This window comes from Halobellus limi, assembly GCF_004799685.1.
In the GTDB taxonomy this organism is placed as follows: domain Archaea; phylum Halobacteriota; class Halobacteria; order Halobacteriales; family Haloferacaceae; genus Haloquadratum; species Haloquadratum limi.
Map to the genome: position 1 here is coordinate 1432419 of NZ_CP031311.1, position 13856 is coordinate 1446274.

The following is a 13856-nucleotide window of genomic DNA, read 5'->3' on the forward strand; positions in this document are numbered from 1 at the left end:
CGGGGGCGTTTCGACGGGACGGGATTAAGTCCCGCGGCGAAATTCTCAGCGCTGAGACTCCGAGGCGTCGTCGCCGTCCGGGGACTCGCGGCGCTCCGGACGATCGTCGACGGGCGCTTCCCGAGATTCCGGTCGATCTCCGCCGTCGAGCACGCGCACGAGTTCGTCGAGGACGGCGTCGGCGCTGGCGAGGTTCGTCGCCAGCGGGATCGAGTGGACGTCGCAGAGGCGAAGGAGCGCGCTGATGTCCGGTTCGTGCGGCTGCGCCGTCAGGGGGTCCCGGAGGAAGATCACGCCGTCGCAGTTCCCGTCGGCGATCTCCGCGCCGATCTGCATATCGCCCCCGATGGGCCCGGACTGCTTCCGTTCGACGTCGAGGCCGGTCGACTCCCGCAGTCGCTTGCCGGTCGTCCCCGTCGCCATCAGGTCGAACCGCTCGAGGTCGTCGAGCCTGCTCTCCGCGAACTCGATGATGTCGGGCTTCTTCTCGTCGTGGGCGATCAGCGCGAGACGCATACGGCTACTGTCGTCGCACTCGGGTAAGAAGGTTCGTCGGCGTCCTGCGGGATGCGAGACGGGATCGGCGCACCGGTCTCCCGGCGGGACCGAACCGTTCGCAGTCAGCGGAACCGGAACGTTTCGAGGTTCTTCGGGGTGAACGTCCGGAGGTGGTACTCGTGGTACAGCCCGGAGGAGAGGTCCTGGACGGCGCGTTCGTCGCCGTCGACGCAGAGGATCTTTTCGGGGCGAGGGTTCATCGTCTTCACGAAGTTCTCGAGGCCCTGCCGGTCGGCGTGTCCGGAGAAGCCGTCGAAGGTGTCCACGTCCGCCTCCAGGCGGATCGACTCCGAGCGGCCGACGCCGTCGTCGATCGGGACCTCCTCGAGACCGTTCTCGATGCGGCGGCCGAGCGTCCCCTGCGCCTGGTAGTCGACGAAGACGAGCCGTGAATTGGGGTCGGGGCCGGCGTGGCGGAGCCACGAGGTGATCGGTCCACCCGTGACCATCTCGGCGGGCGCGAGGACGATCGCGGGGTCCCTCTCGACGATCTCCCGACGCTCGTCGTCGTCGCCGTCGAACTGCGAGAACGCGTCGGCGAGGAACGGGTTGTCCTCCTCGCCGAAGATGCGGTCGCGGAGGTCCGAGCGGAGGTACTCGGGGTACGTGGTGTGGACCGCGGTCGCCTCCCAGATCATCCCGTCGAGGTGGACGGGCATACTCGGGATCTCCCCCTCGCGCATCGCCTCTTCGAGCACGAGCATCAGCTCCTGTGCGCGGCCCACCGCGGAGGTCGGAACGACGACCGTGCCGCCGCGGTCGTGCGTCTCGTTGATCGCCTCGACGAGCTTTCGCTCGGAGTCCTCCTGGTCTGTCTGATAGTCGTTTCGACCGCCGTAGGTCGACTCTAACACGAGCGTCTCGACGCGCGGGAAGTCGTTGACCGCGCCGTCGAACAGTCTCGTCTCCCCGTAGTGGACGTCGCCGGAGAAGGCGACGTTGTAGAGGCCGTCGCCGATGTGGAAGTGCGCGATCGCCGATCCCAGCGCGTGCCCGGCGTTGTGGAGCGTCAGTTTGACGTCCGGCGCGATGTCGGTGACGTCGCCGTACTCGATGGGGATGGCGTGTTTGATCGCCTCGCGGACCATCTCCGGGTCGTAGGGCGGCGACCGTCCCTCCGTGCGCTCCACGTCGAGGTAGTCGAGTTGGAGCAGTCCCATCAGGTCCCGCGTGGGTTCGGTCGTGTAGACCGGGCCGTCGTAGCCGTGCTTGTAGAGCAGCGGAATCAGCGCGGAGTGATCGAGGTGCGCGTGCGTGAGAATGACCGCGTCCAGGGAGTTCGCGCCGGCGCCGAGCGCCTCCGGGATGTCCATATACGGCGGCTCGCCGGTCCCCGGCTTCTCGCCGCAGTCGACCAGGACTCGCGTCTCCGCCGTCGAGAGGATGAACGACGACCGCCCGACCTCCCGGCAGGAGCCGAGCATCGTGATCCGGACCCACTGCTCGTTGGCGAGTTCCTCGCGGTGGATCTGTCGGCCGACGCGTTCGAGGATCTGTCGGCGGTCCTCGCGCTCCTGCTTGAGGAAGTCCCGGACGTTCGACACCGTCGAAGATTCGATCGGCGGCGTCCGAACCACCTCGGGCGTCCAGCCGACCTCCCGGGTGATCTCCCGGAGGGTCTCGCCGTTGCGGCCGATGACCACTCCGGGTTTGTCGGCCTGGATGACGACCTCGCCGGTGTCCTCGTGGAAGTCGAGGTCGGTGACGCCGGCCTCCTCGGGGATCACCTCGAGGATCCGGTCTCTGGCCCGCTCGGGCGGCGACAGCGCCACGGGGTCCGGACGGACGGTGATCCGCTTGCGGAGTTTGCCCGCGAGGTCGCGAACCAGGTCCCCGTTCCGGGCGAACCGCTTCGGGTCACGCGTGTAGATGACCAGTTCCGGACCCTCGTAAGTGACGTCCGACACCGAGATGTCGGCCGGCAGCTCCGATTTGATCTCTGCTTTCAACTCCTCGAGTTGCGTGTCTACTGAACTCATAACTGAGAGCGTCCCGTCGTGATCGCCGACGACAGCTGATTGGTCGGGGTACCCAGCCCCCGCAGCGGACCCGCCAGTTCGAACACTCCGTCGACGCGGGGGAACGGCGATGTCGCGTGAGAGAGCATAGGACGAACGTCGTACGTGTCGAACGACTATGTCTGCGGTCCTGGCTGCTGAGAGGCAGGGAGAACCCGCTTGGAGCGAAGTAGATCCGCCTCCGTATAAAAGCCTTCGCAAAACCGAAACCGCGACGGCGCGTGAGCGCCCGTATGGAGATCTCCCCCGAACGGGTCGCGAGCGAGGCAGCGTGGGTGCACGACCGGGCGGACGAGGTCGTCCCGATCATCAACGAGACGCGGGCGCGACTCGGCGAGCTGTTCGAGACGGACGTCGGCCGCGTGTCGACGGAGGCGTACCGCGAGGAGGTCGCGACGGTATTCGCCGACGGCGACGTCGCCGTCAACGCCGCCGCGTACGTCGCGCTGCTCCGGGGCCTGGACGTCGACGGCGACTACCCCGGGTTCGTCGTCGACGAGGTGCTCGGTCGGGAGCTCGCGGCCACGATCGCCGGCGGGACCCCGCTGTCGCTGCTCGCGCAGGCGACGTTCCACTTCGCGGACGTGTCGACGCACAGCGAGGGCGGTGCCGGGATCGACGACCTCGACGCGGCGCTGGCGGCGGGGTTTCAGACGCGACTCCCCGGATGGAACTGGCAGGAGACCGAAAGTCCGTTCGCCGTCGACCGCGACCGACTCCGCTGATCGGTCCCCGGTGAGCCAACCGAATACCGGGGCGCTTCAGGAGATTTAAGACCGCCCTGGGGCTCGAAACACGTAATGAGCGACGAGCAGGAACTCGGCATCACCGAGTCGAAGGAGTACAACACCGGCGAGTGGTACGCCGAGGTGGTCCAGAAGGCCGACCTCGCGAACTACGCGCCCGAGGGGATGAGCGGGTTCATCGTCACGCGGCCGCGCGCGTACGAACTGTGGGAGCGAATCCAGGGCCATCTCGACGGCCTGTTCAAGGACACGGGCGTCCAGAACGCCTACTTCCCGATGTTTATCCCCGAGAGCTACCTCGAACAGGAGAAGGACATCGTCGAGGGGTTCGACCCGGAGGTCGCGTGGGTCGAGCGCGCGGGCAAAGAGGAGCTAGAGGAGCCGCTCGCGGTCCGGCCGACCTCCGAGTCGATCATCACGCCCTACATCTCGCAGTGGGTCCGGAGCCACCGGGACCTGCCCCTCCGCGTGAACCAGTGGGTCTCGGTCGTCCGCTGGGAGGCGACCGAGACGAAGCCGTTCTTCCGGACGAAGGAGTTCCTCTGGCAGGAGGGCCACACCGCGCACGCGACGCGCGATGACGCCTGGGCGGAGACGATGCGCCGGCTCGACCAGTACGAGGAGACCTACGAGGACCTGCTCGCGATGCCCGTCCTGCGCGGCGCGAAGCCCGAACACGACAAGTTCCCCGGCGCGGACACGACGACGACCGTCGAGGCGCTGATGCCCGACGGCAAGTCCGTCCAAGGGGCGACCTCCCACTACCTCGGGACCTCGTTCGCGGAGGCGTTCGACATCACCTACACCGACGAGGACGAGGACTCGCAGATCGCCCACACCACGTCGTGGGGGCTCTCCTGGCGCGCGATCGGCGCGCTCATCATGACCCACTCGGACGACCAGGGGCTCGTGTTGCCGCCGGCGATCGCCCCCGATCAGATCGTCGTGGTGCCGATCTGGCAGGCCGACACGAAAGAGGACGTCTTAGAGTACGCCGAGGGGATCGCCGACGACCTCGAAGACGCGGGTATCCGCGTCGAACTCGACGACCGCGACGAGCGCAACCCCGGCTTCAAGTTCAACGAGTGGGAGCTGAAGGGCGTCCCCGTCCGGATGGAGATCGGCCCCAACGAGGCCGACGACGGGACCGCCACGCTCGTGCACCGACCCGACGGGGAGTCGGCGGAAGTCGACCGCGAGGACATCGCCGAGACCGTCGAGTCCCACTTCGACGAGGTGTACGCGAAACTGTACGCCGCCGCCGAGGAGAACCTCACGGAGAACGTCCGCGAGGCCGAAAGCAGGGCGGAGATCCTGGGAACGATCGGTCAGCACGGCGGCTACGTGAAGGCGCCGTGGTGCGGCGACGAGGACTGCGAGACCGAAATCAAAGACCAGATCGCCGCCGAGATCGTGATGGTGCCCCTCGACGACGAGGAGGCGGAGATCCACCACGGCGAGGAGTGTGCGATCTGCGGCGACGACGCCGTCGAGACCGCGTACTTCGCGAAGTCGTACTGAGCCCCTCGCCGCGCGCGTCCCGGCGATTGTCCTGGTCACCCCGCCCGCAACGTCAAACGTCGCTCCGCCCGAAACGTCAGACGTCTGTCAGCCGACTGCAAGACTGATATCACCGGCGAGAACGTCCCACAACGCTTTACAGCGGCGGCGGCGTAGAGGGACCAATGTCGGCGTTATCGGACCTCCTGGGAGCTGTCGTGTCGGACGTCGAGAGCGTGTTTCTGTTCTCCCCGAGCAGTTCCCACTACGAGCGGTTCGCCGACGCCGAACTCGACGAAGAGGTCGTGGTCGTCGCCCCCGCGAACGACGTCGACGCCGAGACGTACGTCGAACTGCCGCTGGAGTTCGACAACGTCCGCGATCGGATCAAGTTCGGCGTCGAGGGGGCGCTCGAACAGGATCTCGTCGAGGAGGGCGACGTCGTCGCCTGCAGCGTCCGGGTCTTCGACGGCGACCCCGACGGCGTGGTCCGCGTCCGAGTCGAGGAGGCGATGCGATCGGGGATCTACGACCTGTTCGCGAACTCCCGGGCGGACCCGAGCGTCATCCGCGACGTCTTCGAGGTGGCGATCGAACTCGGCAAGAAGGGACAGAAGGGCAAGCCGGTCGGCGCGCTGTTCGTCGTCGGCGACGCCGGAAAGGTGATGAACAAGTCCCGGCCGCTGTCGTACAACCCCTTCGAGAAGTCCCACGTCCACGTCGGCGACCCCATCGTGAACGTGATGCTCAAGGAGTTCTCCAGGCTCGACGGCGCGTTCGTCATCTCGGATTCGGGGAAGATCGTCAGCGCCTACCGCTATCTCGAACCCGCCGCCGAGGGCGTCGACATCCCGAAGGGACTCGGCGCGCGCCACATGGCGGGCGCGGCGATCACCCGCGACACGAACGCGACGGCGATCGTCCTCTCTGAATCCGACGGCCTCGTCCGCGCGTTCAAGGGCGGTCAGATCATCCTGGAGATCGATCCGGAGGAGTACTGATGACGGGTTCTCTGATGCGAGCGACGGTCGCGAGCGTCGCTCACCCGACACCGGGTCTCGGCGTCGGGACGAACCCGGTCACGACCGGATTACAGGTCGATCTGAGCCGGCTCACCGGTCTCTTCGACGCGGTCCCGCAGTGGGTCTGGGCCGCCCTGATCGTCGTCGTCGCGGGCATCGTCGCCGCCTTCGTACTCGGCACGCTCACGACTCGCCTCCTGATTCGGGTCGGCATCCCGGAGGCGATCGAGGGAACCGCCTTCGAGCGTACCGCCCGGGAGTTCGACACCTCGACCGTCGAGGTGCTCGGGACCTTGGTCCGCTTTTTCGTGCTCGGGATCACGTTTCTCGCGATCCTCTCGGTCGCTCACGTCACGGTCGCGGCCAGTTTCTGGAGTCGGACCGTCGAGTTCCTCCCGCAGCTGTTCTTCGCGGCCGTCATCCTCATCGTCGGCATCGTCGTCGGCGACAAGGTCCAAATCGTCGTCGGTGAGCGCCTCACCGGTATCAAGCTCCCGCAGATCGGCATATTCCCGCGGCTCGCGAAGTTCACCGTCATCTACGTGGCCGTCCTGGTCGCGCTGTCGCAACTGGGGGTCGCCACGCTGGCGCTCGTCGTGCTGCTGGCGGTCTATCTGTTCGCGCTCGTCTTCCTCTCGGCCATCGCGTTCTCGGACCTCCTGAAATCCGGGGCCGCGGGATCGTATCTCCTGTTGAACCAGCCCTACGCGATCGGCGACGAGATCGAGATCGGCGAGAAACGCGGTATCGTCCAGGAAGTGAACCTCTTCGTGACGCACGTCGAGAACGACGGTGAGGAGTTCATCGTGCCCAACAGCACCGTCTTCGAGGAGGGCATCGTGCGCATCCGCGAGTGACGGGATCGATGTGGCCCCTCGTTCCCTCGGACCCGTCGTTGCTACCGCTTCAGGGTACCTCCGGAGGACTCCCGCTCTACGTGCTCTTCGGAATCGGCTTCGTCGTCACGAGCCTCGTGGTGTCCGTCGCCGTGGTCCGGTCCACCCTCCGGCGTCGGCGAGAGGAGGAGGCGTCCCAGAGCAGGCGCGAACGGGCGTTCCGCGCGGTCGCCGCTGCGCACGCGCTGGCGGCCGCGGGGGCGGTGTTCGGACCGCCGGATCCCCTGACGCAACTCCGCTATCTCGCGGGCGGACTCGTCGTCGCGTACCCGCTGGCGTACGTGTTCGTCTACCGCGAGGGAGTCGATCGAATCCGGGAACGGCTCTCCTGAGTCGCTCGAGGAAAGTGAAGCTGGGGGTCACTCGTCGTCGCTGTCGCCCATCGGCCGTGCGGGCACGCCGGCGACGGTCGTCTCCGGGGGCACGTCGCGCGTGACGAGCGAGTTCGCCGCGATCTGCGCCCTCTCGCCGACGTGCACGCCGGGGAGGATCACCGTCTTCGCGCCGATCATCGCCCGGTCGCCGACGACGACCTCGCCCGTGCGGTACTCGTCCTGTAAGAACTCGTGGCAGAGGATGACCGAGTCGTAGCCGACCACGGCGTGGTCGCCGAGGGTAATCAGTTCCGGCCAGAACACGTCGGGCGTCGCCTCCAGGCCCCAGGAGACGCCCTCGCCGACGGTGACGCCGAGCCGGCGCAGCGCCCAGTTGCGGACCCGCAACGACGGGGCGACGCGCGCGACCCACACGAGGACGTAGTTGAGCGCGATCCGCCAGACGGGTTTCACGTCGGTCCACCCCCGCAGGGAGTTCATCGCCCCCGGCGTCGGGTGACGTTCGACGCGGTCGTGCCTGCGTCCCGCGTCGCCTCCGGGTTCGGATCCGTCGCTCCCGGCGCCTGCGGGTGCGTCGGCCGTTCGACCGTCGCGTTCCTCCGGGTCGCGGTCATCGCGCTCCTCGTCCTCTCGGTCGTCGCGTTCCTCGGCCTCTCGGTCGTCGTCCTCGCTCACGACTGTCCGTTGGGGGCGAAGTATCAAAAGGTTCGCTCGGTTTCCTCCGCGCAACCGCGTCGGCGACGACCCGAAAGCGGCGCTCGGTCAGTTCCCGCGGAGTTCGTTCATGTGGTCGATCCGACGCTGGACGAGATCCGCCTTGCCGACGTCGTGGCGGACGCGGAGGCCCTCGCCCGCGGCGGCGAGGGCCTCTTCGGCCTGTCTCTCCGCCGCTTCGATCGAGTCGGCGACGCCGACGACGGCGAACGAGCGGGAGGTCGTCGTGTAGAGGCCGTCCGCCCGCTCGTCGACGCTGGCGTAGAATAAGAGCGCCTCGCCGACGCTCTCCTCGTCGACGGTGATCTTCGCGCCGCTCTTCGGGTCCGTCGGGTAGCCGTCGGGAACGGCGTACTTACAGACGGTCGCCTTCCCGTCGAACTCGAGTTGCGGCAGCGACTCGCCGTCGCGGGCGGCGGTCAGGACGTCGAGGAACGAGGTGTTCAGGACGGGGAGGGTGTTCGTCGCCTCCGGATCGCCGAAGCGGGCGTTGAACTCGACGACCTTCGGTCCGTCGGCACCGAGCATGAACTGCCCGTAGAGGACGCCCTTGTACTCGGGGAGCGCCTCGACGGTCGCCTCCAGAATCTCGACCGCGTCGGCGTAGTCCTGAGACGTCATAAACGGCAGTTCGGGGCCGGCGTCGCTGTAGCTCCCCATCCCGCCGGTGTTCGGCCCCTCGTCGCCCTCGTAGGCGCGCTTGTGGTCCTGGACGGCCGGCGTCGGTCTGACGTCGCCGTTCGCGACGAACGCCTGGACGGTGAACTCCTCGCCGACGAGGCGCTCTTCGAGGACGACCCGCTCGTAGTCGTTCTCGCGGAGGTACGCCTTTGCCCCCTCCCGATCCACCTGATCGCCGATGACCTTCACGCCCTTGCCGCCGGTGAGGCCGGCGGGCTTGACCGCGAGGTCGCCGTCGTACTCGTCGATGTACTCGCAGGCGGCGTCCATATCCTCGAAGACGGCGTAGTCCGGACAGCCGGGGATCGACTCCGAGTTCATAAACTCCCGCTGGAACGCCTTGTCCGTCTCGATGCGGGCGGCCTCGGCGTCGGGGCCGAAGGTGTAGACGCCGGCGTCGTCGAGGGCGTCGGCGACGCCGGCTTCGAGCGCGGACTCCGGACCGATCACGGCGAGATCGGCGTCGATCTCCGTCGCGTATTCGACGACCGCCTCGACGGCCGTCTCCTCGATCGTCTCGAACCCCGCCGCGAGCGCCGTGATCCCCGGGTTCCGGTTGCTCGCACACGCGTACAGGTCACACGCCGGGTCCTCGGCGAGCGAGCGGGCGATCGCGTGTTCGCGTCCGCCGCCGCCGACGAGGAGCACCGTCTCCGAGCTTGACATACCCGGAGCACATACACAGGAGAGTGTAAAGGTTGCTCTTTTTCCATCCCTCGGTATGCACGTCTGTGCTGTACTTCGCGCTCGATGGGCGCTTCGATCGGACTCGACGATCACCCGCTGTGGGGCGGCCACCTGACTCCGAGGCGATCGGCCCGGCGGTCGCCGGGGCCCCCGAGTCGGTCAGTCCGCCGGTCACCGGACTGCGGATCGGTCGGACGCTCGACCGTCGGGGCGACCGGGTCACACCGCTTTTCCCACCCACTCCCCTACGAGGCGTATGGACGATCCCCTTTCGCGGAACCGGCTCGACGAGGAGGAGAGCCCCTACCTCCGGCAGCACGCCGATAACCCGGTGCACTGGCAGCCGTGGGACGAGGCGGCGCTGACCGCGGCGCGGGCGACCGATCGACCGATCTTCCTCTCGATCGGCTACTCGGCGTGCCACTGGTGTCACGTGATGGCCGAGGAGAGCTTCGAGGACGAGGAGGTCGCGAGGGTCCTCAACGACTCCTTCGTCCCGATCAAGGTCGACCGCGAGGAGCGCCCGGACCTCGACCGGGTGTACCAGACGATCTGTCAGCTCGTCACCGGCGGCGGCGGGTGGCCGCTGTCGGTCTGGCTCACCCCGGAGGGAAAGCCGTTCTACGTCGGTACCTACTTCCCCAAGACGGAGAACCCCCAGCGCGGCAACGTCCCCGGCTTCCTCGATATCTGTCGGTCCTTCGCGGACTCCTGGGAGTCGGCGGCGAACCGCGAGGAGATGGAGAACCGCGCCGACCAGTGGACCGACGCGCTCCGAGACAACCTGGAGACGACGCCCGCGGGCGGGTCGGGACCCGCCGGTGACGTCGACGACGACCGCGAAGGGGTCGACGACGACGTCCTCGCCGACGTCGCGAAGTCCGCGCTCCGCGCGACCGACCGCGAACACGGCGGGTTCGGCTCCGGCGGGCCGAAGTTCCCCCAGCCGGGGCGCATCGAGGCCTTACTTCGGTCGCATCTCCGTTCGGGCTCCGACGAGGCGCTCTCGGCGGCGACGACGACGCTCGACGCGATGGCGGCCGGAGGGGTCTACGACCACGTCGGCGGCGGGTTCCACCGCTACGCCACCGACCGCGAGTGGACGGTTCCGCACTTCGAGAAGATGCTGTACGACAACGCGGAGCTCCCCCGGGTCTACCTCGCGGCGTACCAACTCACCGGAAAGGAGGCGTACGCGACGGTCGCCCGCGAGACGTTCGACTTCCTCGACCGGGAGTTCAGACACGACGAGGGCGGGTTCTACAGCACCCTCGACGCCCGCAGCGAGGGCGAGGAGGGGAAGTACTACGTCTGGACGCCCGACTCGGTCGAGGCGGCCGTCGACGACGAGCGGACGGCCGAGATCGCCACGGAGCGATTCGGCGTGACGGAGGCGGGCAACTTCGAGGGCGAGACGGTCCTCACGGTGAGCGCGTCGATTCCGGACCTCGCCGACGCGTACGACTGCGACGAGGGTGAAATCGTCGACCGGCTCGACGACGCCCGGAGGGCGCTGTTCGAGGCGCGCGAGGAGCGCGTCCGACCCGCCCGCGACGAGAAGATCCTCGCGTCGTGGAACGGCCTCGCGATCTCGAGTCTCGCCCGCGGGGGGCTGGTCCTCGGCGACGACGCCTACACCGAACTGGCCGCCGACGCGCTCGGTTTCGTCCGCGAGCACCTGTGGGACAGTGAGGAAGAGAGACTCGCCCGCCGCTACAAGGACGGCGACGTGAAGGGCACGGGCTATCTGGACGACTACGCGTTCCTCGCGCGCGGCGCGTTCGACCTGTATGGGACGACCGGCGACGTCGACCACCTCGCGTTCGCGCTCGATCTGGCCCGGGTCGTCGTCGAGGAGTTCTACGACGCCGACGCCGGCACCCTCTATATGACGCCCGCGGAGGGCGAGTCGCTCGTCACCCGACCCCAGGAGCTACAGGACCAGTCGACGCCGTCCAGTACCGGCGTCGCGACCTCGCTCCTGCTCGGTCTCGACGCCTTCGCCCCCGACGAGGGGTTCGACGAGGTCGCCGGCGCGGTGCTCGACACCCACGCGAACCGGATCCGCGGCGGCCCCCTCGAACACGTTTCCCTGGCTCTCGCCGCTGACAGGCGCTCTCGCGGGGGAACCGAGGTCGTGATCGCCGCCGGGGCGTCGGAGGGGTCGGTTCCGCTCCCCGAACGCTTCCGGGAGTCGCTGGCGACGACGTACCTCCCCGATTCGCTCGTCTCTCCGCGGCCGCCGACCGACGACGAACTGACGGACTGGATCGACCGCCTGGGGACCGGCGAGATTCCCGCGATCTGGAGGGGGCGAGAGATGCGCGACGGCGAGCCCACCGTCTACGTCTGTGAGGGCCGCACGTGTTCGCCGCCGACGCACTCGCTGTCGGAGGCGTTCGGGTGGTTCGGAGCTGGTGGCGAATCGACGGGCGAATCAGCGGACGTCGACGACGTGTCGATCGACGACAACGACGTCTCGATTCCGGACGTCGGCGGCGACGGATCCGGTGAAGTCGGCGGCGACAGACCCGATGACGTCGGCGACGGGTCTCGTGACGGCGAGTCGTAGTGAGCCGCCCGCGCAGAGAGAACTACGACGACGAACTGTCGTACAGTTCGTCGAACGCCTGCTCGCCGCGGATCAGTTCGTCGACGCCCTCGGTGAGCGTGACCTCGCCGAAGACCGTCGCGCGGTAGTACGTGTACAGCCCGTCCTGCCCGCGTTCGGTCCGGGCGCGTTTCTCGACGAGGCCGGCATCGACGAGTTTGCTGAGATGGTAATGGAGCGTGCTGTCGTCGATGTCGATGGCCGCTTCGAGTTCTTTCGGGCTCATCTCTCCGCCGTGGACGAGCCGATAGAGGATCTCGTATCGGGTTCTGTGCCCGACCGCGGCGTGCATTTCGAGGTACTCGTCGAGGCTGAGCACGCTGTCGTCGGGGAGTAAATCCGCGGGGTCGTCCGGAACGTCCCCGTTGACGACACGCGTTTGATCCGTCGACATCTCGGGTACTGATACGTCGACGAGACTCTTAGTTTTAACCGGGCCAGGAAACGCCAAAAAGTGGCGTTTTGATATGGGTCAGAAGGATTACAGCCGTTCTGCGAGGTAGACCGCGATCGGCGCGCGCTCGTCCTCGACGTAGCGCGCGACCTCCTCGCCGTCGCGCTCGACGACCACCGTCGGGATCAGTTCGATCCCGTACTCCTCGACGAGCGGGCCGGTCTTGCTGCCGTCGTCCTCCTTCTCGACGGGGTAGTGGTGGACCCGCTCCTCGGGGACGCCCGCGGCGTCGAGGGCGGCCCCGAAGTCGGGGAGTTGCCCCCGGCAGTCGCCGCACCAGTCGCCGCCCCAGACGCGGAAGACGAGGCCGTCCTCCGAGAGCGCCTCGACGGCGTCCTCGTAGGAGTCGGCGTCCCACGCGGGGTTCGGTCGCATCGTTTCGAGCGTTCCGGCTTCCGTTTCTGCGTCGGCTTCGGACATACTCCCCCGTAGGACGGCCGCGGGCGTAAACCCCGCGGTGATCGGGAGCGAGTCACGTGAGGGAAGCGGCGCCGCGTCCCGCCGGTAGCGGCACCTCGTGGCCGGCGTCGTCACCGTCTTGTGCCCCACCGACGAAGGTCCGATCGATGAACGCGAACGTCCTGGAGACGATCGGGTCGCCGCTGGTCCGCGTCGACTCGCCCGCGGGCGCCGAGATCGCCGCGAAGATCGAATCGAAGAACCCCGGCGGGTCCGCGAAGGACCGGCCGGCGCTCGCGATGGTCGAGCGCGCCGAGCGAGAGGGGGAGATCGAACCCGGCGACGCCCTCGTCGAACCGACGAGCGGGAACACCGGAATCGGTCTGGCGGTCGTCGCGGCCGCGAAGGGCTACGACCTCACGGTCGTGATGCCGGGGTCGAAGTCCCCGGAGCGCCGCCAGATAATGAAGGCCTACGGCGCGGACATCGAACTCGTCGACGGCGACATCTCCGACGCGAAGGACCGCGCGGACGAACTGGAGGAAGACGAGGGGATGATCCAACTGCGGCAGTTCGAGAACCCCGCGAACCCGGAGGCGCACTACCTGACCACGGGCGAGGAGATCCTCGACCAGATCGGCGACCGGAGCGTCGACGCGCTCGTCGCGGGGGTCGGAACCGGCGGGACGATCACCGGGATCGGCCGTCGGCTCCGCGAGGAGTTCCCCGAGATGGAGATCGTCGCCGTCGAACCCGCGGACAACGCGGTCCTCTCCGGCGGCGAGCCCGGGATCGACGACTTCCAGGGGATGGGACCGGGGTTCGTCAGCCCGAACCTCGACACCGACCTCCTCGATGGCGTCGAGACCGTCACCATCGAGGACGCCGAGGCCGAGTGCCGGCGCCTCGCCCGCGAGGAGGGGATCCTCGTCGGGCAGTCCTCCGGCGCCTCGAACCTCGCGGCCAAGCGCGTCGCGGAGCGGCTCGCCGACCCCGACGCGGACTGCCACGAGCCCGACCTCGGGTACGTCATCGGTTCCGGAGACGGTGCCACGGGGGACGGCACGGCCGCGACGGCGGCGACCGACACGCCCGAGCGCGGACCCGACGAGTGCCCGCTCGTGATCACGGTCTTCTGGGACAGCGGGGAGCGGTACATGTCGACGGGGATGTTCGAGTAGGCGTTCGACCATCGTGGGTCGCCTGCCCACCGGAGCGGTCCGTCATCCGACAAG

The 13856-nt window shown here is 68.1% G+C and carries 13 protein-coding genes; 7 read left to right on the forward strand and 6 right to left on the reverse strand.

From position 1 onward, the window contains the following. Nucleotides 1-45: 45 nt before the first annotated feature. Both DV707_RS07295 and DV707_RS07300 read right to left on the reverse strand, forming a co-directional pair. Nucleotides 46-516 carry a methylglyoxal synthase gene (locus DV707_RS07295; protein WP_103989917.1) on the reverse strand — a complete coding sequence of 157 codons (471 nt, stop codon included), beginning with the start codon at nucleotides 514-516 and terminating at the stop codon, nucleotides 46-48. A 104-nt stretch (nucleotides 517-620) separates the two neighbouring features. Then, nucleotides 621-2537, reverse strand: coding sequence for a beta-CASP ribonuclease aCPSF1 (locus DV707_RS07300; RefSeq protein ID WP_103989916.1), 1917 nt, complete (start codon nucleotides 2535-2537; stop codon nucleotides 621-623). 272 nt (nucleotides 2538-2809) lie between these two features. On the opposite strand from DV707_RS07300, the gene DV707_RS07305 reads away from it, so the two are divergent. The 5 genes from DV707_RS07305 (at nucleotide 2810) to DV707_RS07325 (ending at nucleotide 7072) form a co-directional block, all read left to right on the forward strand. Next, nucleotides 2810-3301, forward strand: a complete 492-nt coding sequence (locus tag DV707_RS07305; protein WP_103989915.1) for a hypothetical protein — start codon at nucleotides 2810-2812, stop codon at nucleotides 3299-3301. A gap of 75 nt (nucleotides 3302-3376) precedes the next feature. Then, the gene (proS, locus tag DV707_RS07310) at nucleotides 3377-4843 is read left to right on the forward strand and encodes a proline--tRNA ligase (protein WP_103989914.1); all 1467 of its coding nucleotides are present in this window, start codon (nucleotides 3377-3379) and stop codon (nucleotides 4841-4843) included. Between the two features lie 164 nt (nucleotides 4844-5007). Continuing rightward, the gene (gene dacZ / locus DV707_RS07315; RefSeq protein ID WP_103989913.1) at nucleotides 5008-5823 is read left to right on the forward strand and encodes a diadenylate cyclase; all 816 of its coding nucleotides are present in this window, start codon (nucleotides 5008-5010) and stop codon (nucleotides 5821-5823) included. Then, nucleotides 5823-6701: a mechanosensitive ion channel family protein gene (locus DV707_RS07320; protein WP_235010697.1), complete on the forward strand. Its 879-nt coding sequence runs from the start codon at nucleotides 5823-5825 to the stop codon at nucleotides 6699-6701. Before dacZ ends, DV707_RS07320 begins: the two co-directional genes overlap by 1 nt. An 8-nt stretch (nucleotides 6702-6709) precedes the next feature. Continuing rightward, entirely contained in the window at nucleotides 6710-7072 is a 363-nt protein-coding gene (locus DV707_RS07325) for a DUF7534 family protein (protein ID WP_136361815.1), read from the forward strand. Nucleotides 7073-7099: 27 nt separating this feature from the next. Here the strand turns inward: DV707_RS07325 and DV707_RS07330 are convergent, their stop codons facing one another. Both DV707_RS07330 and purD read right to left on the reverse strand, forming a co-directional pair. After that, the gene (locus DV707_RS07330; protein ID WP_103991185.1) at nucleotides 7100-7555 is read right to left on the reverse strand and encodes an acyltransferase; all 456 of its coding nucleotides are present in this window, start codon (nucleotides 7553-7555) and stop codon (nucleotides 7100-7102) included. Nucleotides 7556-7837: 282 nt separating this feature from the next. Next, the gene (gene purD / locus DV707_RS07335; RefSeq protein ID WP_103989911.1) at nucleotides 7838-9136 is read right to left on the reverse strand and encodes a phosphoribosylamine--glycine ligase; all 1299 of its coding nucleotides are present in this window, start codon (nucleotides 9134-9136) and stop codon (nucleotides 7838-7840) included. Between the two features lie 277 nt (nucleotides 9137-9413). Between purD and DV707_RS07340 the strand changes: the two genes are divergently transcribed. Then, nucleotides 9414-11729 carry a thioredoxin domain-containing protein gene (locus DV707_RS07340; protein WP_103989910.1) on the forward strand — a complete coding sequence of 772 codons (2316 nt, stop codon included), beginning with the start codon at nucleotides 9414-9416 and terminating at the stop codon, nucleotides 11727-11729. A 22-nt stretch (nucleotides 11730-11751) separates the two neighbouring features. On the opposite strand, the gene DV707_RS07345 is transcribed toward DV707_RS07340, so the two are convergent. Together DV707_RS07345 and DV707_RS07350 are read right to left on the reverse strand one after the other, a co-directional pair. Continuing rightward, nucleotides 11752-12162, reverse strand: a complete 411-nt coding sequence (locus DV707_RS07345) for an ArsR/SmtB family transcription factor (RefSeq protein WP_103989909.1) — start codon at nucleotides 12160-12162, stop codon at nucleotides 11752-11754. Between the two features lie 87 nt (nucleotides 12163-12249). Continuing rightward, a complete protein-coding gene (locus DV707_RS07350) occupies nucleotides 12250-12642 on the reverse strand; it encodes a thioredoxin family protein (protein WP_103989908.1) in 393 nt (130 codons plus the stop codon). Between the two features lie 146 nt (nucleotides 12643-12788). Between DV707_RS07350 and DV707_RS07355 the strand changes: the two genes are divergently transcribed. After that, a complete protein-coding gene (locus DV707_RS07355; RefSeq protein ID WP_103989907.1) occupies nucleotides 12789-13802 on the forward strand; it encodes a PLP-dependent cysteine synthase family protein in 1014 nt (337 codons plus the stop codon). The last annotated feature ends 54 nt before the right edge of the window (nucleotides 13803-13856 follow it).

Coding starts and splice junctions, on each gene's coding strand:
- DV707_RS07295 (WP_103989917.1), bottom strand. CDS start 516: ATGCGTCTCGCGCTGATCGCCCACGACGAGAAGAAGCCCGACATCATC.
- DV707_RS07300 (WP_103989916.1), bottom strand. CDS start 2,537: ATGAGTTCAGTAGACACGCAACTCGAGGAGTTGAAAGCAGAGATCAAA.
- DV707_RS07305 (WP_103989915.1), top strand. CDS start 2,810: ATGGAGATCTCCCCCGAACGGGTCGCGAGCGAGGCAGCGTGGGTGCAC.
- proS (WP_103989914.1), top strand. CDS start 3,377: ATGAGCGACGAGCAGGAACTCGGCATCACCGAGTCGAAGGAGTACAAC.
- dacZ (WP_103989913.1), top strand. CDS start 5,008: ATGTCGGCGTTATCGGACCTCCTGGGAGCTGTCGTGTCGGACGTCGAG.
- DV707_RS07320 (WP_235010697.1), top strand. CDS start 5,823: ATGACGGGTTCTCTGATGCGAGCGACGGTCGCGAGCGTCGCTCACCCG.
- DV707_RS07325 (WP_136361815.1), top strand. CDS start 6,710: ATGTGGCCCCTCGTTCCCTCGGACCCGTCGTTGCTACCGCTTCAGGGT.
- DV707_RS07330 (WP_103991185.1), bottom strand. CDS start 7,555: ATGAACTCCCTGCGGGGGTGGACCGACGTGAAACCCGTCTGGCGGATC.
- purD (WP_103989911.1), bottom strand. CDS start 9,136: ATGTCAAGCTCGGAGACGGTGCTCCTCGTCGGCGGCGGCGGACGCGAA.
- DV707_RS07340 (WP_103989910.1), top strand. CDS start 9,414: ATGGACGATCCCCTTTCGCGGAACCGGCTCGACGAGGAGGAGAGCCCC.
- DV707_RS07345 (WP_103989909.1), bottom strand. CDS start 12,162: ATGTCGACGGATCAAACGCGTGTCGTCAACGGGGACGTTCCGGACGAC.
- DV707_RS07350 (WP_103989908.1), bottom strand. CDS start 12,642: ATGTCCGAAGCCGACGCAGAAACGGAAGCCGGAACGCTCGAAACGATG.
- DV707_RS07355 (WP_103989907.1), top strand. CDS start 12,789: ATGAACGCGAACGTCCTGGAGACGATCGGGTCGCCGCTGGTCCGCGTC.